Origin of the sequence: Undibacterium sp. WLX3042 (genome assembly GCF_049544825.1) — a bacterium.
Taxonomy (GTDB): Bacteria; Pseudomonadota; Gammaproteobacteria; order Burkholderiales; family Burkholderiaceae_D; genus Undibacterium.
The window spans coordinates 1,211,508-1,233,575 of the sequence record NZ_CP186698.1; the positions used below are offsets into that span (position 1 = coordinate 1,211,508).

Genomic DNA, 22,068 nt, shown 5'->3' on the forward strand with positions numbered 1-22,068 from the left:
TTTGTTCACTTCCTGACGCATATTGCGACAAGCGAAGAGCACTTATAACAAGGGTTGTGTGAACCAACAGGCGCTATTGTAGGCGATCGGGCTGATCACCGCCGAATTGCTTTCGTCGCAAATGCCGCTGCACCGGATGCAGCATAAAAAATGGCACACATCATTACAGAGGTGTGCCGCTGTTGATTATTGCTTACGCTGTTTATTTTGCCGGGTAGCGTATCGTCATTTCTTTCAGCAGGTTATCTGCATGATCGACTTCTTTCATCACCCACAGCATGTAACGGATATCGACATGAATCGCGCGTGTGATGGCGCTGTCAAAGTACCAGTCTTTGGTGATCGATTCATAAGTCGAATCAAAATTCAGCCCGACCAGTTCACTGTTTTTATTCATTACTGCTGAACCCGAATTACCACCGGTGGTATCTGCACTCGACAAGAAATTCACCGGTACTGTGCCGAGCACATTGTCTTTGAATACGCCGTAACGTTTTTCTTTAACAGCGGTCAGCAAACTTTCCGGCGCATCGAATGGCGCTTTACCGGTATGTTTTTCAACGATACCTTCAACCGTCGTGAACGGGCCTTTGCTGATGCCATCACGCGGGCTGTAAGGGGCAACAGTGCCATAAGTCACGCGCAGTGTGGAGTTCGCATCCGGATACACAGGTTTGCCCTGCGATTTTTTCCAGGCAATCACCGCTTGCATATATTGCGGAATCACCCGTTCCAGATTGCCATCGACTTCTTTACGGCGCTCTTCCAGTGACAGGCCGATGTCATGCAGCTTCACTGCCAGACGGATAAACGCATCGTCTGATTGCTGGAATGCCGCCGCATCTTTTTTCAGCCATGCCAGACGCGTCGCTGTATTGCCGAGTTCTGACTGCTGGTACATCGCCGCGACAGATTCCGGTGTCGGCAACAACACATCCAGACCTTGCGGGCGAAGTTTGGCTTCCAGACGGTTATAGCGCTGCAGCGATGCCGTGTAACGTGCCTGATCCACATTGCTGAGATACGACTGTTCCAGACGAGCGAGTCGCGCTGAAATAAACGAGATATCACGTTGCTGATAACCCGCTTTACGCTCTGCATCCGGTTTGGTGCTTTCCAGCGCGAGGCGGTATAAAGTACGTGCCGCTTTCAGCAGATCACTATTGGTGGCGACGCTCCACGCAAATTCTTCTTCATTCAGGGTCATGTCACTGGCGATCACTGCATCCAGCTCTTTCAGCAGACTTTGATCGGCACTGTGCTGACTGAACCAACTGCGGAATTCCGCATCCTGTCCGTCTTTAATGGCTGCAATATCTTTACGCGCAAACCCCGCCAGCAAACCTTCGGTTTTTTTCAGACGGTTGTTGATGCTCTTGACCACGCTTGCATAACGTACTTCAGCATTCGCATTCCCTTGCGTTGCTGCCGCAATCACCGAAAGATCGGATTTTGCCTCGGCCACCCGCGCCGGATAGCTGACATCCCGCGCAAAGCGGATTTCTTCCGGCAATTTGTAACGGCTGGTCGTGCCCGGATAACCCGCCAGCAAAATCGGGTCGCCATTTTTCAGACCCTGTGCCGACACCACCAGAAAATCTTTGGAGTGATACGGTACGTTATCCGCCGAAGGATCCGCCGGGCGGCCATCTTTACCGACATACGCGCGCAGGAAAGAAAAATCGCCGGTATGACGCGGCCATTCAAAGTTATCCACTTCGCCGCCATAATTACCGATCTTGTCCGATGGCGCATACACCAGGCGCACATCGCGGATCATCATCTGGCGTATCCGGTAATACTCCATCCCGCGATGGAAACTCGGCACCGAGCAACGATACGCTTTATCCTGTTCACATTCCGCAATCAGCGCTTTGATGCGGTTCTGCACATGCTCATGGCGCTGCTTGCCCGACATTGTCGCTGTCATGCCCTGCATCACACGGTCAGTCACGTTCTCCACTTTATCGGTGATATACATGCGCGAATCCGGGCCGGCAGGTAATTCCTCAGCGCGGGTTTTCGCCAGAAAGCCATTGCTGATGTAATTTTTTTCGGCTGTCGAATTCCGTTGCACCGCGCCGTAAGCACAGTGATGATTCGTCACCACCAGCCCGCTGTCAGACACAAACGAGGCCGAACAGCCGCCCAGCGACACCATCGCACTCATAGGATGCTTAGACAAATCCGCCAGCTTTTCTGCCGGAATCGTGATGCCTATGCGTTTCAGCTCCGCTTTTAATTGCGGCAACTGATGCGGCTGCCATTGGCCTTCATCGGCATAGCTCAGCGGGCTGCTGGCCAGACTCAGCCCGGCCAGCGCCAGACTCCATGCATACGATTGTTTCAACTTACTCTCCGTCTATGGTCAAAAGCGCTGGCACAGTGTGCAGCCAGCGCGTTGCAGGTGGGGGCGGGTGACCAGCGCCAAAAAAGTGTCAAGTGCGATGCGAAAACAGTGTCCGGAAAACACCCAGATGCACACACGCAGCAACCCACATCACATCAGAACAGCGCTGTACTCCGCTCATTATTATCGAATTGCGACTCCAGAACCAGACCCGCCGCCGCAGGAAAAGTTCCGGTAAAGAATGAAATTTGACAGATATCTTTACGACCGTAAAGAAAAAAAGGAAAAATTATTTACATTTATGCGGCGTGGCGTTGGTCAGGCAGATGGATTGAGAGGATGGTGGTGGCGATGGTGGGCGAAAGCGAAGGTATCTGCTACGCATACCGTTCTTCCGTGACTAAGTAAAAATTCCGATAAAGCAATCTTCCTGCGTCTGATCGGGTAAACGGTGTTTTAACGATGTCGGTGATGTTTTTTTGTAGTTTATTTATACTGTATATATAAACAGCATTGCAAAATGTAGCTAATATCCATGCGGTTTTCAAGAGGATTACAACATGTTGACAGTTTTATCATTGATGGTTAATGTTGCAAAATGAAAATTAAATCACGTTAGGCCCCTGAAATGCCAACCTGCCACCTTTGCAGAAGGGATAAACGACTGTGCGAGTCACACATCGTCCCGAAATTCATGTATGCCGAACTGAAGAACCAAAATCGACAGATCATGGGCATCACAGGACAAGGCAAAAAGGGATGGGCACCAGTCCAAGACGGCGCCAAGGAACTACTGCTCTGCGAAGACTGCGAACAGCATATCAATGAGCACTATGAAAAGCCGTTCAAAGCGTTCTGGCTTGACAATTCACCCCTACCGGACCCATGGCAAGATGAAGACCCACGGTGGATAACAACGGACTACAAGTCATTCAAACTATTCCACTTAAGTGTCCTGTTTCGTGCCAGCATTAGCAGCCTACCGATGTATAGTGCGGTAGATCTGGGACCGCACACTGATCGACTACGCATAATGCTACTCAATGAGGATCCCGGCAGAGAATACGAATATCCAATTGGTGGATACGGCGTCATTCATCACGAGAACAGGCAACTAATCAAGATGATCACCAAACCCCAAAGCTTCAGGCTTGGTGGGAAACCATGCTACGCGATCATGTATGGCGGAGTCGAATGGTGGTTCAGTGTCTCATCCGAACGCAACCCGAAATTTGACCAGTTTTCACTCAAGGAAGACGGAAGAATATGTCTAGCCGCGCATCCTTGGACCGAAGTCGCTGCTGTACAAAAGGCAAGTATGGCACTGCGGAGCGCAGGGGCCTAACCATTCGCTCAACCGGACCCATTGCGGCATGTGGCTAAAGGCCCGCCATTTCATTCTGGGCCTTTAGCCACATACCGCAACAGTCCGGTTAGCTCAAACGTTAAACATCAGAATAAATGCAAACGACAGTAACCTTTTCAAATCTGGTTGAACACTCAAATCCTGATGTGCAGAGTGATGTTACGCATCGTATAAAGATTGCAGTTGATTCTGCGGGAAATCACATACTATTTGAGTGCGCATCTAGAGAGGCCTTGTTTGAGTTTGGTCGCTCACTGATGGAGGAGGCGCTATTTGGAACTGGTGAGGTTGAATACTTTCCATTAGTATCAGATAAACAGATACTTGTAGTAAATGGTGTACGACTCACGGAAGATAGTTCTCGAATTTTTGTGCATTACCCACGCGAAGGAAAACATGATGTTTAACATAGCGCTCTGCACGGAAACTGCGCATATTGGCGCGTCGACGCGCAGCATCTTTTCAATTATTTACTCTCCGATTTCTGCGTGTTTTGCGTAGTTCCGGGCAGCTCGACGTTAGACCTCACAACCTATGCCCCGCACCCAAACCCTCCTTGTCGCTCTCTTCGTCCTGCTCGGTCTGTTGGCCTGGTCTGGCTGGCATCCTTATGACCGCGCCACGTGGCTGATGGAGGTGCTGCCGATATTTATTGTCGTGCCTGTGCTGATCGTAAGCTACACGCGTTTTCCGCTGACGCACTTGCTTTACATTTGTATTTTCGTGCATGCCGTCATTCTGCTGGTCGGTGGCGCGTATACCTATGCCAGAGTACCTTTTGGTTTCCAGATCGCCGAGGCGCTTGGTCTGCATCGGAATCCATACGACAAGATCGGTCACTTTGCCCAGGGCTTTGTTCCGGCGCTGGCGGCGCGGGAAATTTTGCTGCGCGGTGGATATGTCCGTGCGGGAAAAATGCTGAGCTTTCTGGTGACCTGTGTTGTGCTCGCCATCAGCGCATCGTATGAACTCATCGAGTGGGCCGCTGCCGTCGCGCTCGGGCAGGGCGCTGACGAATTTCTTGGTACTCAGGGCGATCCTTGGGATACACAATCCGACATGCTGTTCGCGCTCATCGGGGCAGTTGTCGCACAGGCAGCGCTGGCACGAACGCAAGACCGTCAGATAGTGCGCATGTACCCCACTCAATCGAGTTGAATATGACTCCCTATATTTGCATCACAAGATACCCTTACGAAGAGCCGTATCACTTGAATCTGGTGATGTCGGTGTCGAATGGATCGACCTCTAGTGCGCTTGAGTTTTACCTTGGTGCAGATACGCTGACCGAATGGGCGGATGCATACGAGAAGTTTCCCCAGCATGCGCAAAGTGTTTATCTGTGGGAGCTTGGTTCTGAGCGCGCCGAAGACAGGTTTGCCTATTACCTGCGTATGCAATTGTTCACGACCGATGCCTGGGGGCACAGCGCACTGCAAATCCGACTCAATAATAATCAGGATTTGCCGTATCGCGAAATCGTCGATATGTGTATCCGGGCAGAACCGGCGCAGATCAATCAACTTGGCGCTTTGTTCAGGTGGTTTTCAAGACTGGAGCATCAGGTTCTTTTTTGGTCGCCTTCAGAAGGCCAACTGTTTGAAACGATAGAACAGGCGGAACAATGTCTTCCGGTTGACGTTTTGCGACCCAGCTAGCGGTTTATTTCCGTCACAGGAGAGGCATAAGTTCGGGGCTCGCACCGTCATCGGGATTTCTGCATGATGGACTTGCTGCCATTGGTGTACCCTGATTCTGATTTCATCGCCGCAAGGCGATGACCGATCGTTTTTATACTCATTCATGAGGTGAACAATGGCTAAAAACAGTGCATCTGAAAAAATTGTATGGCTGCCTGATGTTGAGGAGCATGACTATCCGGCGGCTGATTCTTATCTGAGAATTATCTACAACGATAAGAAGGTCGCTGACATGGTCGCTCGCCTCAGAAAGGCGGCGATCGTTGAGTTTAAATCCAAGGATATTTTCAGGGCGTCACAATTGTCTTTGCTCGGCATCAGTAATTCGCACGTAGAGAAAGACAGAAAGAAAATCGCGAACGGCGTTGCGTTGTCGCCGCTGTTACTGGTCAGAGATGAAAGCAACGGCAAAGTGATTATTGCCGATGGCTACCACAGGCTGTGTGCGATTTATGGATTTGATGAAGATGCGGTTATCCGTTGCAAGATCATCTGACGTGGGCCGGTTCACGACCTTGCTCGAGCTGGCAGTGTTGATTCAGTTATTTGTTTTCCGCCGTTGATGTCCGTGGTCTGCGTGCCACTTCAGAAAAAGGAGTAACAAAATGGGCAACGAAAATCTTTTCCTTCAATTTAATAACGGTACGGCTGCGAGTTATGAACTCGCCAGTCAGGGGGATCTGAAAAATTTCCAGAATGATTTTCTGGCTTATCTGTCCGCTGGAAAGTTACCGCCGTCTGCGCTCAAACGCTATGAAGTAAAGCAAAACGGCGTGAAGCTTTTTCTGGCGATTGATTTGTCGAAGATCACGTCTGTGGCGATTACGGATGACGGTGGTCGCCCTGCATAAAACAAAGCGGCGATGACATGAAAAAGCGGGCGCCTCAGATGCGCCCGCTTTTCAGAACTCTTCCTATGGATGAGATGCGTTCCGGTTTTACTCCGCCAGCATTTCGCGTTTCACGCGGCGGGCGATTTCCCAGTCGAGTTCTTTATCGCGCTTTTTTTCCAGTGCGTCGATGTGGCGTAGTTTTTTGCCTTCGACAAATTCACCCGACAAAATCAGGCGTGGTTTGCTGTCGGCAGAGATCATGCCTTGCTTGGCCCACGCCGAACGCGGCAGGGTGGAGCCAGCGAAGATGCCGTAGTCTTTACCGCAGTGGATGCCTTTTTCACCGATCACCGATTCACCTGCCTTGATATATTTCGCCGCGTATAAAGTGGCAGCGGTGGCGATCCAGCGCCCGGCGTGGATTTCACCAAACAGGCTGCTGAGTTCGCCTTTGGCGCGGATACTGCCCCACGCGCTGATGTCGCCCTGACAGCCAATCGCACCGGCGGCGACATTGCCCTGACAGACGATTTCACCGGCAAACAGGCTGCCTTCGACTTCGATATTGGTTTCGCTGAACACTTCGCCCTGGCAATTGCAATCACCGGCAACGTGGATCGCGCTGGCAGCCAGATGGCCGCCGACGAATTGCACTTCGCTGGCTTCGAGGTCATCATCGAGTTGCAGGTTGCCCTGGCAATCGAGATCGGCGCAGGACAAATAACCCAGGCCCTGAATATCGCCAAAGCCGCCGAACACATCGTTGTGTTGCTGGCGGTCGAGTATCGCCGGATGCACCAGCAGATCGATAAAATTTTCACCTTCTTTGAGTTTGCGCTGATCGAGTTCCAGCACGCGCGCCATCCATTCGGCATTGCAGCCGGTTTTGACGAGGAATTCGACATCGATATTGCCGCCCGCATCGAGCGTCTGGCCGATGTACAGCGATTGCACTTGAATATCGCCGGTGACGGTGAGTTTGCCGAGGCAAAACACTTCTTCGGCAATCAGATCGCCATCCACCAGCAGATCACCGCCGACGATGAGTTGCGTGGTGATGGTCACATCGCCCTGAATATGCACGTCGCCGGTGCTGGCGAATTGTTTACGTTTGAGCGTTTTGGCCTGAAATGGTTCGGGTGCTGCCGGAATCTCAGCAACAGGTTGGGCGGCAGATTTGGCGGCACGTTTCATCATGATGAACCTTAGAAGGTGAAGGTGGAAACAGGAATTCGCGCCATTATCCCAGAATCCGGCGGGCAGACGAAGAAATCCCGCCTGACACACGCAGGCGGGGCAACAAAGGGGATGCGAATTTGGTCGCACGCTGCGTGCCTGATGGGTCATTGCGGCGTTGATGCGGAGTCGCTGCCTTACGCGGTTTTAGCGTTGGTTTATCGCAGCCCGGTACTGCTGATGATGATGCTGGCGACGTTGTTGATAGCGGCCTGTTCTGCCTGTACATACCCAGCAAAAATGAAAAAAGGAGGAGTATCTGCCATTTTGCCCCTTATGTCCTTATAAACATTGGGCTTTAAAATATACTCCCCCCCAGTATTATTTGACCTTACAGCCGCGTTTTTGGGTTTGCTGCGGGTCAGCGCAAGCCAGTTCAGGCCAATACAGATCGGCGAGATTGCGGGCGGCGCTTAACTTGGCAAGGCGTCGAGGCGACCTGCTTCGGCAAATTCGCGTATCTGCCGTATCGTGTCGATGTCGGCGGCCTGATAGGCGGAACGGCGATAGTCGTTATACATTTCGTTCTCTTTGTCCTGCTCTTCGGTCGCACCATCGTCGTATTGAAAGCGCACAAACAGCGAGTCTGGCTGCGGCTCTTCTATCGTCATACGCAACGATGACTGGCGTATCTCGCCCTGCGCGGGGACATCGTAATGCACGTGCTCCAGATGCACAAAACGCACGGTGTCGGTGACGCTCAGCTCACCGTATTTCAGGGTGCGGGTCATGCTGGCTTCGGTGCGGTCTTCGATCAGCGCATCGTCAAGGTAAGACACAAACAGTTTTGGCGACTCTGCACGCAGCACCAGCCCGCGCCACAATTGTTCGCGGGTGATGACTTCGGCTAAGGGATTCAGGATGTCGTTAATTTCGATTAAATGTTCGAATTTCATGGCAATGCCTCAATAGTGAATGCACATTAGTTTACTCTTCTTCTCTGATTGGGAAGTCTTATTGATTTGCCGCTTCTTCAAACCCTAGATATAAAAATCTGCTTAAGAGGAAATTGTCTCCCGTATAATGCCATCAGGTTTTTGCATGCCAAAACGAGTTGAAAGTTTAGGACTGATGATGAAAAAATTTTTACCAAAAGACTGGATCAATTCCGCTACATGGATTGATCAGGAAAATGCCAATATTGATGAATACGTTAAACGTCATGGCGATAGCGTTGATTTTGACTTACATGAAAAATTAACGTCCTGGCGGGAGAAAGGATATGTCGCATTTGAACAAGTCGTTCCGCATGACTTAATTGATGCTCTGGTCGGCGATATAGAGTATCTGCGCAAACATTATCGTGATTTCGAACTTTACGCTGAACTCAGAGGCGTGATCAAACCGATTGGCGAGTTTTCCGAAGAGGAATTGAGTCTGGATGGGGTGAAGTTCAACAGCATACAGACGGTTTCTTTGGCTGCTGCGCGGCTCAGTCTGGTAAAAGAAGTATCTTCTTTTTTAGGACATGTATTTCAATCACCTGCCTGTGCTTTGCAGTCACTGACTTTCTACAAGGGAAGTCAGCAGTCGATCCATGTCGACTATCCGTATGTGCGATGCCAGACGCAATTGGCAAAATTGGCGGCGAGCTGGATTCCTCTTGAAGATATTCATCCGGAATCAGGTCCGTTGGTCTATTATCCAGGTTCACACAAAACAGAGATCAGCGATTTTTTTGATTGGGGTGAAGGTAGCATCTTATTCGAGCAAGACAGTCAGCGTCAGCCCCACGAATTATCGGTTTATTTGGCTGAGCGGATGAAGAATGCCGGTATCGAACCAGAAGTATTCTGTCCTAAGAAGGGCGACGTATTTATCTGGCACGGCAATTTATCTCACGAAGGAAGCAAGATTCTGAATGAGGAATTAACTCGCAGATCCTACGTGACACACTTTACCTCGCTTGACGCATATCCACCGGAACACAAGCATCCATCTGCGAAAAACGGTAGCGGTGCAGTAGTGGAAAACGGTGGCTATTGCTTTGATTATCCATGGCTGAAACAAACCAATAAATTGCCGAGCTGGACTATCTGACGATCCCGCTGAAGCACTGATGTCGTTTGCTTGTCGAAAATATGATGATTTGTATCTGAGTCTGAGCGTACACAATAATATCTCCATGAAAATTCATGGAGATAATCCGGATATAACCCCATTTTTTCGATGACCACGATGTCCCACGGCCTGAATACTCCCCAGCGCAATGCAGTGAACTACATGGACGGCCCTTGTCTGGTGCTGGCCGGGGCGGGTTCGGGCAAAACGCGGGTGATCACGCAGAAAATCGTCAATCTGATCGAGCTGCATGGCTACGAACCCAAACACATCGCAGCGCTGACCTTCACCAATAAAGCCGCGCATGAAATGCAGGAGCGTATCGCCAAACTGCTGGCGGAGCCGCGTCAGGCCAAGCAACTGACGGTCTCGACGTTTCACTCGCTGGGCGTCAAAATTTTACGGCAGGAAGCGCAGGCGCTGGGGCTGAAAGACCGGTTTTCGATTATGGACAGCGACGATTGTTTTTCGTTGGTGCAGGATCTGGCGATCACCACCGATAAGCAATTAATCCGCCGCATACAGACCGCAATGTCGCTGTGGAAAAATGCACTGATCACGCCTGAGCTGGCGCTGAAGCAGGCAAAAGATGATGACGAAGCGACGGCGGCGCGCATCTACGCAAGCTATGTCGCCACGCTGTCGGCGTATCAGGCGGTGGATTTCGATGATCTGATCCGGCTGCCGGTCGAGCTGTTCCGCAGCAACGAGCAGGTGCGCGACAAATGGCAGCGCCGTCTGCGTTATCTGCTGGTCGATGAATATCAGGACACCAATACCTGCCAGTATGAGCTGGTGAAATTACTGGTCACCGGCGTTGGTAAAAAGCCGATGTTTACCGCTGTGGGCGACGATGATCAGGCGATTTACGCGTGGCGCGGTGCGACCATAGAAAATCTGAAAACGCTGCAAGTCGATTTTCCGGACCTGGAAATTATCAAGCTCGAACAAAATTACCGTTCCAGCACCCGCATTTTGCAAGCGGCGAATGCCGTGATTGGCAATAATCCCAAGCTGTTTGAAAAATCGCTGTGGTCAGAACATGGCCTCGGTGATCCGGTTAAAGTGCTGGGCATGCAGGATGATGAGCAGGAGGCCGAGCAAGTCGCGATCATGATCTCGGCGCACCGTTTTGAGCGGCGCGCCAAGTATTCTGATTACGCGATCCTGTATCGCGGCAACCATCAGGCGCGCGTGATCGAACAGGCGCTGCGGCGCGAACGGATTCCGTACACCATTTCCGGCGGCCAGAGTTTTTTTGACCGCGCCGAAATCAAAGACATCATTGCGTATCTGCGCCTGATTGCGAATGAAGACGATGACCCGGCGTTCATCCGCGCGATCACCACACCGAAACGCGGCGTCGGTCAGGCGACGCTGGAAGTGCTGGGCGCATTCGCCGGGCAGTGGCAATGTTCGCTGTTTGCCGCCGTATTCAAGGGCGGTATCGAAGCGAAACTGACAGACCGCCAATTGCGCCCGCTGCGCGAATTCTGCACCTTCATCAATCAGGTTGAAGCGCATGCTCATCGCGAAGGTCATGCCAGCGAATTGCTGGATGATCTGATGAAGGAAATCAATTACGAAGGCTATCTGTACGACAGTTTCGATGACCGCGCCGCGCAGAATAAATGGCAAAACGTGCTCGATTTCACGCAATGGCTGAAAACCAAAGGCAGTGGCGGTAAAGACGGCACTGACGATCACCGCAGCCTGCTCGATCTGACGCAGATGGTGGCGTTGATGTCGATGATGGAAGGCAAGGACGAAGAGCCAGATGCTGTGCGCATGTCCACCTTGCACGCGTCGAAAGGGCTGGAATATCCGCACGTGTTTCTGGTCGGCGTCGAAGAAGGCATTTTGCCGCATAAAGGCGACCCCGATACGCCGATAGAAATTCTGGCGGCACGCATAGAAGAAGAACGCCGCCTGATGTATGTCGGCATCACGCGCGCGCAGCGCAGCCTGCACATCACCTGGTGCAAAAAACGCAAGCGCGCAGGTGTGCCCGTACATTGCGATCCGTCACGCTTTATTAAAGAAATGAAACTCGACGAAGGCGACGCCGTTCCCACAGAAGCCGAAGCCCTGACACCAAAAGAGCGGCTGGCCAATCTGAAAGCTTTGCTGAGCCAGCCTAAATCAGAATAAGAGAAAATCTATCATGCCCCTTTTTCATCTTCCGCGCCCCATACTCAAACGCGCCATTGGCGTACTGGCAGGTGCCGCCATCGCATTTCATGGTCTTGCGCAGGCAGCGGATGAGACGCCTGCGAATGGCATTATGTGGGAAGTGAAATCGGTGACGAATACAGCGTATTTATTTGGCTCATTTCATCTTGCCAAAGCCAGTTTTTATCCTCTGCCGGCCGCAGTGCAAAACGCGTATCAACAAGCCGATACGCTGGCTGTGGAGGTGGATGCCAGCGATCCGCAATTCAGCCGCAAGATGATGCCTTTGCTGACGTATGCTGCGCCGGACAAGCTGGAAAATCATGTGCAGAAAGCGACCTGGGAAAGCATGCAGAAATTGTTAGGGGCTTCTGCCGCGCAGTTTCAGAGCCTGAAACCGGCGATGGTGGCGACGGGTCTGATGATAGGTATCGTGGCGCAGCAGGGCTATGATCCGGCGCAGGGTGTGGATCTGCATTTCATCAAAAGAGCAAAGAAAGACGGCAAGCAACTGGTGGAATTAGAAAGTCTGGAATTTCAGGCGCGCATGCTGGGTGGTCTCAGTGATGAAGATGGCGATGCGATGCTGTCTATGACTTTACAAAGTCTGAGCAATGGCGATGCCGTGCGGGATACGGCGCAGATGGTGCAGGCATGGAAAGCCGGTGACGCCGAGGCATTGGCAACGATGCTGGAAGAAACGGCAAATAAGGATGCCGGTTCGCGTAAGCTCATGAAGCTTTTGCTCGATGACCGTAACCCGGCAATGGCAGATCAGATCGTGGCCTTGATGAACGCGGGCAAAAAAGTGATGATCGTGGTTGGTGCCGGACATATCACCGGCAAAAACAGCATTACCGATTTACTCAGACAACGTGGCTTGCAGGTACGTCAGATGAAGCCGGAAGCCGGCGCATCGACGGTTTCATCCGCAACGACAGCACCAAAAAAGTAAGGCATGACATTGAACGCTATTTCTACAGAAAAAAATTATCCTGATCTGCCTTGGGTTTCGCTGGAATCGGTCAACGATGTCGAGGCCTGGCTGGATTTGTATGATCGCGAATTGCAGCAGCTGGCAGGCAAAAATCCGCAGGCCGGTTATGGCGTGTGTTTTACCTTACTGCACGGTGGCGAAGTCTATCTGCACACCAATAGCGACGGCGATATTTTGCTGGATGTGACGCCGGATGCAGCATGGGTCACGCCGGTACTGACCGCTCTAACACAAGTGTCGCCGCCGCGCGGGCAGATCTGGCTGGTGCCGGGGCAGGTGCTGATGCAACTGATACTGGGGTTAAATAGTCTGATTGCTACCAGCCGTCTGGTGGTGCAGCATGAATACCGGATTGTGAAGCGTTGAACTTGTCATGTGGCGTAAAAAAAGCCTGATCTGATGCGATCAGGCTTTTTCATTTCTGCGTCAGTATCTTCGTTATAACAATCAGCTGACAACGCCGTTGCGATCCACTTTCACCACCCGTGAGCCGCCCGCTTTTTTGACATTCACCTGTGCTTCACAATTGCCGGTGACTTTAACGCTGGCGGTGTCGAGTATTAATTCCTGTGCGTGCAAATCACCGGTACCGCTGAGTCTGGCCACCAGCCGTTTCGCCGTGCCGTCAAGAGTGACATCGCCGCTGCGCGACATAATCAGTTCCGCGAACATCGCATTGTCCAGCGTGGTATGCAGATTGCCTGAGCCAGACAGGTCTGCTTTCAGACTTTCGCGTATGCTGTTAAAACGCAGGTCGCCGCTGCCATGACTTTCGATGCGCACATTATCGGCGCTGAGCTGGCTGGCCTTGACTTCGCCGGAACCGCGCAGATTAAGATTGAGCACGGCGATATGACCACGCAAGATCAGATCACCGGAACCATTGAGCTGGACGTTGGCCAGTGCTAACTGCGGGCTGTCGATATCGAGATCACCGGAGCCCGACGCATCGACCTGCAATTGTTGCAGGTCTCCGTGCAGACTGATGTCGCCGGAACTGTTGCGATGAATGTTAGCAGAGGCATTTTGCAGTGCATCGACTTTCAGGCTGCCACTGCCACGAACTTCGGCAACCAGGGCATCGGTCAGCTGATGCATCCTGACTTCGCCGGAACTGTGCATATTGACGTTGGCGCTGCCTAACTGCACTTGCCGCAGATCGATATCGCCACTGCCGCCGACGCTGAGTTCGAGTTGTTTGATGTGTCCGCTGACTTTGATATCGCCGGAAGAACTTTGTGTCAGTTCAAATTTTTCGGCCTGGACATCGTTCAGTTCGATATCCCCGCTGCCGGATTGCAACAATTGTTGCAGCTGATTGGCGCTGATGCGGATATTCCCTTGCGGACTGTTACCTAGGGTGACCGTCACATTTTTTTTACGGATGATCAGGCGCTGGTTTTCGACCACGGTTTCGATCTCCGGCAGCAGTTTTTCATCGGCAGTGATCTCGAGTGCCGGTTGTCCGGGCGTAATTACGAGATCAAGAAAACTGCGGTTTTCTATGCTGGTAAAAGCGGTCAGCGTTCGTTTTTCGGTCACGGTTTTACCGCTGCTGATGTGTTTGCCATCAATCTGTATGTCGCATCCGGCGAGCATGAGGATGAACAGGCTGGTCCAGGTGATAGATTTAAGCATGATATGAATGTGATCAATAGTAGAAGTTACATCGGGCTGACATCTGTTCGAGGTCAGATCTCGCAGGATCAAATTTGCAATAGTGCTCAGTGTAATGTGAAAACGGCAATGGCCGGGAGCTGTTTGCGACAGAATGCAGAATCAGGATTATCAACGGTCAATTTTGCAGACAGATTCACATCTGCCAGCCAGAGAAGTACACTATATAGAACTCATCCCTATTGATGAAATGAGTTCTAAGAACTTCACCAACGGATTTATCAGGCTCATGACAACCCGCCGCCACATACTCAAAAGCAGTTTAGTTCTGACCACACTTGGTTTATTTCGCGAAACCGCCTTCGCAAACGGCAATGACAGCAATGCCGGGAAATCGACGCAATTAGCACCACCGCCGGATTTATTCGATTCACAGGCACTCGATCTGGATTTCTGGGTCAAACCGCGTACTCTCGACCTGATACGGCCGCAATCCGGCGAACGCAGTAAATTACTGTACTGGAAAGACGGCGAGATGATTGACTCTGCTTATCAGGAATTGTGTCACTTATTGCGCGATGTGAATGGCAAAAAGTCGGCACCGATGGACCCGAAATTACTCGAAACCCTGTGGGCGACACAGGCCTATATCGCGCGCTTCGGCATGACCAAGCCACTCGAAATTTTGTCCGGCTACCGCACGCCGGAATCGAATAAACGCCTGATAGAACAGGGTGTGCCGGCTGCGCGTAAATCCTTGCACATGGATGGCAAGGCTGCCGATATCCGCATTTCTCAGTTGCATGAAGAAGTGCTGGGCGGCCTGATCAGCAGCTTCCGTCAGGGTGGCGTCGGCTTTTATTATCGCGCAACGGCAAACGGCGGCTGGATACACACCGACACCGGTTTGCAGCGCAGCTGGAAAGGCTGATTAAAAAAATCCCGGTGCATTGACCGGGATTTTTTAATATGCTGTTCGTCTTGCCGTTACCTCGCTATTACTTTGCCGCTGCTTTCGCTTTGGCTTCATCCAGCGCAATAAACACGCTGATTTTTGAAGGATCAATATAACGGCGGAATGCGGCATTGACCTGGTCCAGCGTCAGCGCCTGAAGTTTTTCGTCCAGCGCCTGCGCTTCAGACCAGTTCTGCTGGCGATACAGATAGTGAATCCAGTCGCCGGCAATACCGCTGTCGCTGGTACGGCTTTGCTGACGCTTTTGCAGTATGCCGGATTTTGCTTTAGCGAGTTCTTCCGCAGTGAAACCGTCTTTCAGTGCTTTGCTGAGTTCTTCCTGTATCGCCTTTTCCAGTTTTTCCATATTCTGCGGCGCTGCGGTGGCTCTGATGCCGAAACTGCCGACCGGGTCGATATTACCCGCACTCAGGCTGGAACCACCACCATACGATAAACCATCTTTCTGACGGATGCGCTCCATCAGACGGGAATTCAGACCTGCACCGCCGAAGATATAGTTGGCAACACTCAGCGCTGGATAATCTGCATCGTCTTCGCGCAACGCCAGCGTCATTTTGCTGCTGTAAACGGCATTTTCCTTGTCCGGTGTGTTGAATACCTTTCGTATCGCCGGTGGATCAATTCGTTTGCTGACCATGCGGGTGTAAGGTGCTTTGCTGACCCAGCCATCAAACATCTGTGCGATCACGGCTTTGGTACTATCGGTATCGAAATCACCGACCACGGACAACTCGCCTTTGGAGGCACCGTAGAATTCTTTGTAAAAGGCTTTTACATCATCGAGTTTCACTGCCTTGAAATCAGCAATGAGTTCGTCTAGTGTTTTGGCTTCCCGGTAATCGCCTTTCGGATAAGGATTGAAATACTGCGACATCTCACGCGAGAGTATGCTGCCGGGTTCTTTGCGCGAAGCTTCCAGATTCACAAGGGCGCGTTCTTTCATCTGTGCAAATTCATTGTCCGGGAAACTGGCTTCGCGCAGCACATGCGCTACCAGCGCCAGTGCCCCAGGCAGATTGGCTTTGGTGGTCTGGAATGAAAAGATGCTGCCGCTCATTTTGAGTTTGGACATTTCATCCGAGAGCTGGGCGCGGCTGTATTTGCTGGTGCCTGTGCTTAACATGCTATTGGCGATACCGCTGACAATAGATTTGCCGCGCAGGCTGGTTTCATCGCCCCAATGCAGGTTCAGCGCGACATTCACGGTTTCGCCGCGGGTTTTTTTCGGTAACAGGGCGATTTGCAGATTGCCCGCTTTGCCTACTTGTGTGCGCTGATTAATATTTGCCGGAGAAGAATCAAACGCCTCGCCGCTCAGCGTTGATGGTTTGGCTTTGAAGTCTTTCATGAATTCTGCTACGTCCGGTGCCGCCGGAATCTCGGCGCGTTGTGGCTTGTCTTCCGGAATGAACATGCCTATGGTGCGGTTGTCGCGTACCAGATAACGTTTTGCGGCTGCAGCGACACGCTCGGCACTCACTGCATCGATTGAATCACGTTCTTTGAACATATAGCGCCAGTCGCCCAGAGCGATCGCTTCGGACATACCGATACCGATGGCTTCGTGGTTGTTCAGGAATTTTTCATACGCATTGATCGAATTGCGTTTGATCCTGTCGATCTCTTCCCTGGTCGGCGGATTATTTTTAAATTCCTCGATGCCGGCCAGCAAAGCCTCTTTGGCAGCGTCGACGGATTCGCCTTTTTTGACGATCGCGCCTATGGTCAGCAAGCCGGGTGCCGCCATCCCTATACTGTCGGAAAATACCTGTACTACTTTGCCGGTTTCCACCAGTTGTTTATGCAAACGGCCATGCGGGGAGCTGGTCAGAATACTGCCCGCAAAACTGATATCGGTGCGGTCGCTGTGCAGACGGGCGGGGACTTTATAGCCGAGCATGACGATCTGAATATCACCGCTGCGGCGCACGACGAAACTGCGTTCACCATCCTGCGTCGGTTCGGTCGTCCAGAATTGCGGCAGTGTGCGGGTTGGCCTGGCGATTTTGCCGAACGCAGCACTGATCCATTGCAACACTTTATCGGTATCGAATTGACCGGCGACCAGCAGCACCGCATTATCCGGCTGGTAGTACATGCGATAAAACGCCTGCAGGTTTTCTATCTTGACGTTTTCGATATCGCTGCGATTGCCTATCGTCGAATTGCCATAATTGTGCCAGTCGAAAGCCACGCTTTGCATGCGTTTTTGCAAGACATTGAACGGTGAATTTTCGCCGCGTTCATATTCATTGCGCACCACGCTCATTTCGGTATCGAGATCATTTTTCGCGATAAAGGAATTGACCATGCGGTCGGCTTCCATCGTCAGCGCCCATTTCAGATTGTCATCGTCGGCCTTGAACAATTCAAAATAATTGGTGCGGTCGAGCGAGGTCGTGCCGTTCGAGCGCATGCCGCGCTTGTTGAACTCGTCATCGATTTTCGGATTTGTCGGCGTGCCTTTGAAAAGCAGATGTTCGAGCAAATGCGCCATCCCGGTTTCGCCATAGTTTTCATGACGCGAGCCAACCAGATAAGTCATGTTAACGGTGACGGTGGGTTTGGTCGCATCCGGCATCAGCAATACCCGCAAGCCATTCGGCAGGCGATATTCGGTCAGACCTTCGACACTGGTGATCTGGCTCACACCTTTCGGCAGCGCATCGGCCAGCACGGCGGGCGTGGTGAACAGAACGGCACCGCCCAGAACCAGCGCGCGCAACACCGGCGTGAGTGAAAACGGAAATATAGCAGAACGAGATGACATAGTGATCCTGATAGCAGAAACAACAAAATAAGCGTGAAATATACGGGTTAAATACTGGGGGGGAGTATGTTTCACACGTCCTTTAAATATGAGGACAACAGAGCAATTTTTTTAGAAACAAGGGGGAGTATCTTTAAAAATGGCAATAATAGCCACTAATGGTCATAGTGGCAACGGTGCCGATAATAATGGCAAATCACGCGATGCATTTCAGCATGCATATTTTTTAGCCGATTTTTACGCCGACTGCACGCTGGCTATCAATGTCTGACTTCCGCTCCAGCTCGCGCCTGGCGCCAGATGTAACGGTTGCAGAACGGTGGCGGCTTCCACGCATAACATGCGCTGTTCGCCACCGCTTTCCAGGTCACTGAGTCCAGCTGTAGCGTTGCCGGGATTCCATACCACCACGTCGGCGAAACCCTGTTTGCGTATCTGTACATGCTGATGTGGCTGCTGCAAACGGAGAAGGGCAGGGGCATTGGCATAAATGCGGTCGGTTTCGCCGTCGATGTGCAGATATCCGGCATGTTCGACGCAGTCATCGGTATTGGTGAGGCTGTCGCGGTAACGGCATCCTTGCAAACCATGCAGGGATGCAGCGTGAATGTCAGTGACTGCCAGATAAGTGTGGAGTGCGCTGGTAAAGCTGAACGGCTGCCCGCCGGTATTGTGGATGGTCAGCGCGATTTCCATGATATTACCAAGTACGCTGACGCTTAACTCTGCACGGAAAGGATGCGGCCACAGCGCCAGCGTGGCTGTGTTGTCCTGCAAACCGAATACGGCAACTGCTGCTCCGTTATCGTGCTGAGACTGGCTTAATAATTGCCATTCAGCAGTACGCGCGAAACCGTGTTTGGGTAAAGGACCGGTACTGGCGAATTGCGGAAAAATCACCGGAACGCCGCCACGGATTGCCACGCCCGGCGCGTAGCCGGAGGTTTTGCTCAGAAACAGTTGCTCGGTACCATGCGCCGGTATCCATGAGCATACATGCGCGCCCTGTGTGCAAATCCGGCTGCTGGCGCCATCGCTGGCTGTCAGTGTATAAAACTCCATATCGCCCCATTCCGTCAGAAGAAAAGAATGGCTATTCTATGCGAAGCCAGCACTGCTGTTGGCAACCGGACCGAGCAATTTACGCGCGCAGTGCGGCCTTGATCATGTCCGCCGCTTTCTCGCCTATCATCATGGTAGGTGCATTGGTATTACCGCCCAGCAGGGTAGGCATGACCGACGCATCGACGATGCGCAGACCATCGACGCCGATCACCTTCAGCGCAGGATCGACCACCGCCATGCTGTCTGTACCCATTTTGCAGGTACCGACCGGGTGATACACGGTGTCAGCGGTCTGGCGGATGACGGCGCGGATCTCATCGTCGGTATGCACATTGGCGGTCTGGTAATCGCTGCTGCGGGCATTCGCCAGTGCCGGTGCATCCATCAGTTTGCGGGTCAGCTTAAAGCCTTTCAGCATGACTTCCATATCGTCCGGATGTTCGAGGAAGCGCGGGTTGATCAGTGGCGCGGCCATAGGATCGGGTTTCGCCAGCGTCACTTCGCCTATGCTTTTCGGGCGCAGCAGACAGACGTGGCAGGAGTAACCATGACCGAGATGTAATTTGCGTGCATGGTCATCGAGCATCGCCATGACGAAATGCAACTGGATATCCGGCGCTGACAAAGACGGATCGGTTTTCAGAAAACCACCGCCTTCGGCGCCGTTCGAGGTCAGCATACCGCGCCGTTGCGAACGGTAACGCCCCAGTTCACGTAGCAGACGCAGACTGCCAGCGGCGGAAACGCCAAGCAGATCAAGGCTTTTCGCGCGATATTTGAACACGAAATCCGGATGATCCTGCAAATTCTGACCAACCCCGGGCAGGTCGTGCACCACAGGAATTCCCATGCTTTGCAGCGCATTCGCATTGCCGACGCCGGACAGCATCAGTAATTGCGGCGTTTGCAGCGCACCGCCTGCTAGCAAGACTTCATGCCGTGCGCGCAGGGTTTTTTTCTGACCGTTTTGCAGCATTTCGACGCCGACGGCGCGCTTGCCTTCAAACAGAATTCTGGTGACATAGCAGCCGGTTTCCACGCGCAGATTTGGTCGCTTGCCCATGTGCGGCCGCAGATACGCGCGCGACGCACTCCAGCGTTCGCCATTGTGCTGGGTCAGCTGATACAGGCCTATGCCTTCCTGCTCTGCACCATTGAAATCGGTATTGATACGAAAGCCCGCCTGCTTGCCGGCTTCGATCAGCAATTGCTGATACGGGTTATCGGTGCGCAGTTCGCTGACATGCAGCGGCCCGGCGTTACCGTGGTAGTCGTCATGATGGGTTTCATTGTTTTCTGAACGCTTAAAATACGGCAAAACCTCGTCATATGACCAGCCGGTGTTGCCCAGCGCAGCCCAGTGATCGTAATCCTGCCGGTGGCCACGGACATAGATCATGGCGTTGATGCCTGATGAGCCACCCAGCATTTTGCCGCGCGGCTGATAGCCACGGCGACCATTCAGGCCCGGTTGCGGCACGGTTTCAAATGCCCAGTTATTCAGTTTGCCCGGCAGCATCGCAACGACGCCGGCCGGTGTATTCACCACCAGGCTGTCGCCACCGCCACCGGCTTCCAGTACGGTTACGCTGAGATCCGGGTCTTCCGTCAGGCGTCCGGCCACGGCACAGCCGCCGGAACCACCGCCGACAACAATATAGTCGCTGATATGATTCATCTGTCTCTCTCTTTGGATGAGGCTGCACGCAGGGGCATCGCCGGCGTCAGGCCTGTCGTTTTATTTTCAGGGTGAGTCTGTTTCATAATGCATGACATTTCACATGCTCACCTTGCTGATTTTGTTTTTCCGATGTACGGTATGGCGATATTAGTATGCGCTTTCGCGTAAAGTAAGGACATTTACTGCCACGTTGTCTTGCCATCACAAATGAATCCGTCTGTGTCATCCATATCTGCGCTCTTGTCGGTACAAGACGCGGTCTTTCCCGCTCATCCGTTCAGCGGAGTGCTGGCGATCGCGCGTGAGCAGGACTGGCGCTGGCAGGAGATGTTTCCGGCCTTTGCCGATCATCACAATAACCGTATCAGTTATGCCCAGGCACGCGAAGGCTTGCTGCAGGCGCGATACCGTGGCGGCGCTGATCTCGGGTTGCAATCCGGCGCGCGGAAAGCGTTGCCGCAACTGGGGCAGATGGCTGCCGGTATGCGCGCTCAGCCGACGCTCGCAGAGGCGTTGCAATTCGGTCTCGACTATCAGCTGATCGCCGGTTCCATGGTGCATCTGCAACTGCAAGCCGGGCCGCAGCAATCGGCATTGCTTGCCTCGCCCTTATTCGACGATGCGGAATTGCAGGATTTTCTGGAAGTCGATCATCTGGTCACAGCCATCAATGCGGCGCGCCAGTTGTGCGGCGGCAGTTATCCTCTGGTTCGCGTCGAACTGCGTTCACCGCCCGGCGCAGGCCTGACGGCATATCAGCAGTTTTTTGCCTGTCCTGTAATTACCGGTGCCGATGTCAGCCGTATCGTTATCGACAATCAGGTATTGCAGATGGCTTTACCGGAACCGGATGCCGCACTGGTCGATGCATCACGCGATGCCTGTCAGGCTGAGTTATCTGCGCTGGGCGTGCTCGGGAGGCAAAGCCTGCTGTGCGCTTTGACTGCACTTCAGTGTGAATTACTCAGCGTCGCAGAAACGGCCTCTGCACTGGGAACCAGTGAACGTTCTCTGCACCGTTTGCTGGCACGGGAAGGAACTTCGTATTTTCAGATCACTGAACATATCCGTACCGGAAGGGCCAGGCAATTATTGCAAACCGGTCTGAGTCTGGAACGCATCGCGGAAGAACTCGGCTATTCCGACAGTCGCAGTTTCAGGCGCGCATTCCGGCGCTGGACGACACAGACACCGGCCGAATTCCGACGGAGTCTCGCCACAACCGGCCTGCGCTGAATCCC

21 protein-coding genes are annotated in these 22,068 nt (G+C 52.5%); 14 read left to right on the forward strand and 7 right to left on the reverse strand.

The genetic code is table 11. The features are described 5' to 3' along the window. Positions 1–202: 202 nt before the first annotated feature. Positions 203–2,326: a S46 family peptidase gene (locus ACPAOP_RS05465; RefSeq protein WP_423709979.1), complete on the reverse strand. Its 2,124-nt coding sequence runs from the start codon at positions 2,324–2,326 to the stop codon at positions 203–205. 265 nt (positions 2,327–2,591) lie between these two features. Between ACPAOP_RS05465 and ACPAOP_RS05470 the strand changes: the two genes are divergently transcribed. The 7 genes from ACPAOP_RS05470 to ACPAOP_RS05500 all read left to right on the forward strand — a co-directional run bounded on the left by ACPAOP_RS05470 (position 2,592) and on the right by ACPAOP_RS05500 (position 6,267). Further along, entirely contained in the window at positions 2,592–2,750 is a 159-nt protein-coding gene (locus ACPAOP_RS05470) for a hypothetical protein (protein WP_423709582.1), read from the forward strand. A gap of 294 nt (positions 2,751–3,044) precedes the next feature. Beyond that, positions 3,045–3,695, forward strand: a complete 651-nt coding sequence (locus ACPAOP_RS05475; RefSeq protein WP_423709583.1) for a hypothetical protein — start codon at positions 3,045–3,047, stop codon at positions 3,693–3,695. Positions 3,696–3,811: 116 nt separating this feature from the next. Further along, the gene (locus tag ACPAOP_RS05480) at positions 3,812–4,123 is read left to right on the forward strand and encodes a hypothetical protein (RefSeq protein WP_423709584.1); all 312 of its coding nucleotides are present in this window, start codon (positions 3,812–3,814) and stop codon (positions 4,121–4,123) included. Between the two features lie 127 nt (positions 4,124–4,250). Further along, positions 4,251–4,874, forward strand: coding sequence for a DUF2238 domain-containing protein (locus tag ACPAOP_RS05485; protein ID WP_423709585.1), 624 nt, complete (start codon positions 4,251–4,253; stop codon positions 4,872–4,874). A 2-nt stretch (positions 4,875–4,876) separates the two neighbouring features. Then, complete coding sequence (locus ACPAOP_RS05490; RefSeq protein WP_423709586.1) at positions 4,877–5,374, forward strand: hypothetical protein; 498 nt, start codon at positions 4,877–4,879, stop codon at positions 5,372–5,374. Positions 5,375–5,531: 157 nt separating this feature from the next. Then, the gene (locus ACPAOP_RS05495) at positions 5,532–5,912 is read left to right on the forward strand and encodes a hypothetical protein (RefSeq protein ID WP_423679138.1); all 381 of its coding nucleotides are present in this window, start codon (positions 5,532–5,534) and stop codon (positions 5,910–5,912) included. A 109-nt stretch (positions 5,913–6,021) separates the two neighbouring features. After that, positions 6,022–6,267, forward strand: coding sequence for a hypothetical protein (locus tag ACPAOP_RS05500; protein ID WP_423679139.1), 246 nt, complete (start codon positions 6,022–6,024; stop codon positions 6,265–6,267). Between the two features lie 87 nt (positions 6,268–6,354). Here the strand turns inward: ACPAOP_RS05500 and ACPAOP_RS05505 are convergent, their stop codons facing one another. Further along, entirely contained in the window at positions 6,355–7,446 is a 1,092-nt protein-coding gene (locus tag ACPAOP_RS05505) for a hypothetical protein (RefSeq protein ID WP_423709587.1), read from the reverse strand. Between the two features lie 21 nt (positions 7,447–7,467). Between ACPAOP_RS05505 and ACPAOP_RS05510 the strand changes: the two genes are divergently transcribed. Next, positions 7,468–7,773, forward strand: a complete 306-nt coding sequence (locus tag ACPAOP_RS05510) for a hypothetical protein (protein WP_423709588.1) — start codon at positions 7,468–7,470, stop codon at positions 7,771–7,773. A gap of 125 nt (positions 7,774–7,898) precedes the next feature. Here the strand turns inward: ACPAOP_RS05510 and ACPAOP_RS05515 are convergent, their stop codons facing one another. Beyond that, a complete protein-coding gene (locus ACPAOP_RS05515) occupies positions 7,899–8,381 on the reverse strand; it encodes an AtaL-like protein (protein WP_423679141.1) in 483 nt (160 codons plus the stop codon). Between the two features lie 178 nt (positions 8,382–8,559). On the opposite strand from ACPAOP_RS05515, the gene ACPAOP_RS05520 reads away from it, so the two are divergent. The 4 genes from ACPAOP_RS05520 to ACPAOP_RS05535 all read left to right on the forward strand — a co-directional run bounded on the left by ACPAOP_RS05520 (position 8,560) and on the right by ACPAOP_RS05535 (position 13,081). Continuing rightward, entirely contained in the window at positions 8,560–9,525 is a 966-nt protein-coding gene (locus ACPAOP_RS05520; RefSeq protein WP_423679142.1) for a phytanoyl-CoA dioxygenase family protein, read from the forward strand. A 129-nt stretch (positions 9,526–9,654) separates the two neighbouring features. Further along, entirely contained in the window at positions 9,655–11,697 is a 2,043-nt protein-coding gene (locus ACPAOP_RS05525; RefSeq protein WP_423709589.1) for a UvrD-helicase domain-containing protein, read from the forward strand. A 13-nt stretch (positions 11,698–11,710) separates the two neighbouring features. Further along, positions 11,711–12,673: a TraB/GumN family protein gene (locus ACPAOP_RS05530; protein WP_423709590.1), complete on the forward strand. Its 963-nt coding sequence runs from the start codon at positions 11,711–11,713 to the stop codon at positions 12,671–12,673. Between the two features lie 3 nt (positions 12,674–12,676). Then, positions 12,677–13,081 carry a hypothetical protein gene (locus ACPAOP_RS05535; protein ID WP_423709591.1) on the forward strand — a complete coding sequence of 135 codons (405 nt, stop codon included), beginning with the start codon at positions 12,677–12,679 and terminating at the stop codon, positions 13,079–13,081. 81 nt (positions 13,082–13,162) lie between these two features. Here ACPAOP_RS05535 and ACPAOP_RS05540 read toward each other — a convergent pair whose 3' ends face one another. Continuing rightward, on the reverse strand, positions 13,163–14,353 hold the full coding sequence (locus ACPAOP_RS05540; RefSeq protein WP_423679146.1) for a GIN domain-containing protein: 1,191 nt from the start codon (positions 14,351–14,353) through the stop codon (positions 13,163–13,165). Between the two features lie 268 nt (positions 14,354–14,621). Here ACPAOP_RS05540 and ACPAOP_RS05545 point away from each other — a divergent pair, with 268 nt between their 5' ends. Next, positions 14,622–15,263, forward strand: coding sequence for a YcbK family protein (locus tag ACPAOP_RS05545; protein WP_423679147.1), 642 nt, complete (start codon positions 14,622–14,624; stop codon positions 15,261–15,263). A gap of 67 nt (positions 15,264–15,330) precedes the next feature. On the opposite strand, the gene ACPAOP_RS05550 is transcribed toward ACPAOP_RS05545, so the two are convergent. The 3 genes from ACPAOP_RS05550 to ACPAOP_RS05560 form a co-directional block, all read right to left on the reverse strand. Further along, a complete protein-coding gene (locus ACPAOP_RS05550; protein WP_423709592.1) occupies positions 15,331–18,081 on the reverse strand; it encodes a M16 family metallopeptidase in 2,751 nt (916 codons plus the stop codon). Positions 18,082–18,318: 237 nt separating this feature from the next. Then, complete coding sequence (locus ACPAOP_RS05555; RefSeq protein ID WP_423709593.1) at positions 18,319–19,143, reverse strand: D-hexose-6-phosphate mutarotase; 825 nt, start codon at positions 19,141–19,143, stop codon at positions 18,319–18,321. Between the two features lie 79 nt (positions 19,144–19,222). After that, a complete protein-coding gene (locus ACPAOP_RS05560; protein ID WP_423709594.1) occupies positions 19,223–20,824 on the reverse strand; it encodes a GMC family oxidoreductase in 1,602 nt (533 codons plus the stop codon). A 222-nt stretch (positions 20,825–21,046) separates the two neighbouring features. Here ACPAOP_RS05560 and ACPAOP_RS05565 point away from each other — a divergent pair, with 222 nt between their 5' ends. Then, positions 21,047–22,063 carry an AraC family transcriptional regulator ligand-binding domain-containing protein gene (locus ACPAOP_RS05565; protein ID WP_423709595.1) on the forward strand — a complete coding sequence of 339 codons (1,017 nt, stop codon included), beginning with the start codon at positions 21,047–21,049 and terminating at the stop codon, positions 22,061–22,063. Positions 22,064–22,068: the final 5 nt, after the last annotated feature.

Coding starts and splice junctions, on each gene's coding strand:
- ACPAOP_RS05555 (WP_423709593.1), bottom strand. CDS start 19,143: ATGGAGTTTTATACACTGACAGCCAGCGATGGCGCCAGCAGCCGGATT.
- ACPAOP_RS05490 (WP_423709586.1), top strand. CDS start 4,877: ATGACTCCCTATATTTGCATCACAAGATACCCTTACGAAGAGCCGTAT.
- ACPAOP_RS05545 (WP_423679147.1), top strand. CDS start 14,622: ATGACAACCCGCCGCCACATACTCAAAAGCAGTTTAGTTCTGACCACA.
- ACPAOP_RS05530 (WP_423709590.1), top strand. CDS start 11,711: ATGCCCCTTTTTCATCTTCCGCGCCCCATACTCAAACGCGCCATTGGC.
- ACPAOP_RS05470 (WP_423709582.1), top strand. CDS start 2,592: ATGAAATTTGACAGATATCTTTACGACCGTAAAGAAAAAAAGGAAAAA.
- ACPAOP_RS05495 (WP_423679138.1), top strand. CDS start 5,532: ATGGCTAAAAACAGTGCATCTGAAAAAATTGTATGGCTGCCTGATGTT.
- ACPAOP_RS05480 (WP_423709584.1), top strand. CDS start 3,812: ATGCAAACGACAGTAACCTTTTCAAATCTGGTTGAACACTCAAATCCT.
- ACPAOP_RS05550 (WP_423709592.1), bottom strand. CDS start 18,081: ATGTCATCTCGTTCTGCTATATTTCCGTTTTCACTCACGCCGGTGTTG.
- ACPAOP_RS05485 (WP_423709585.1), top strand. CDS start 4,251: ATGCCCCGCACCCAAACCCTCCTTGTCGCTCTCTTCGTCCTGCTCGGT.
- ACPAOP_RS05515 (WP_423679141.1), bottom strand. CDS start 8,381: ATGAAATTCGAACATTTAATCGAAATTAACGACATCCTGAATCCCTTA.
- ACPAOP_RS05535 (WP_423709591.1), top strand. CDS start 12,677: ATGACATTGAACGCTATTTCTACAGAAAAAAATTATCCTGATCTGCCT.
- ACPAOP_RS05505 (WP_423709587.1), bottom strand. CDS start 7,446: ATGATGAAACGTGCCGCCAAATCTGCCGCCCAACCTGTTGCTGAGATT.
- ACPAOP_RS05525 (WP_423709589.1), top strand. CDS start 9,655: ATGACCACGATGTCCCACGGCCTGAATACTCCCCAGCGCAATGCAGTG.
- ACPAOP_RS05500 (WP_423679139.1), top strand. CDS start 6,022: ATGGGCAACGAAAATCTTTTCCTTCAATTTAATAACGGTACGGCTGCG.
- ACPAOP_RS05560 (WP_423709594.1), bottom strand. CDS start 20,824: ATGAATCATATCAGCGACTATATTGTTGTCGGCGGTGGTTCCGGCGGC.
- ACPAOP_RS05520 (WP_423679142.1), top strand. CDS start 8,560: ATGAAAAAATTTTTACCAAAAGACTGGATCAATTCCGCTACATGGATT.
- ACPAOP_RS05540 (WP_423679146.1), bottom strand. CDS start 14,353: ATGCTTAAATCTATCACCTGGACCAGCCTGTTCATCCTCATGCTCGCC.
- ACPAOP_RS05475 (WP_423709583.1), top strand. CDS start 3,045: ATGTATGCCGAACTGAAGAACCAAAATCGACAGATCATGGGCATCACA.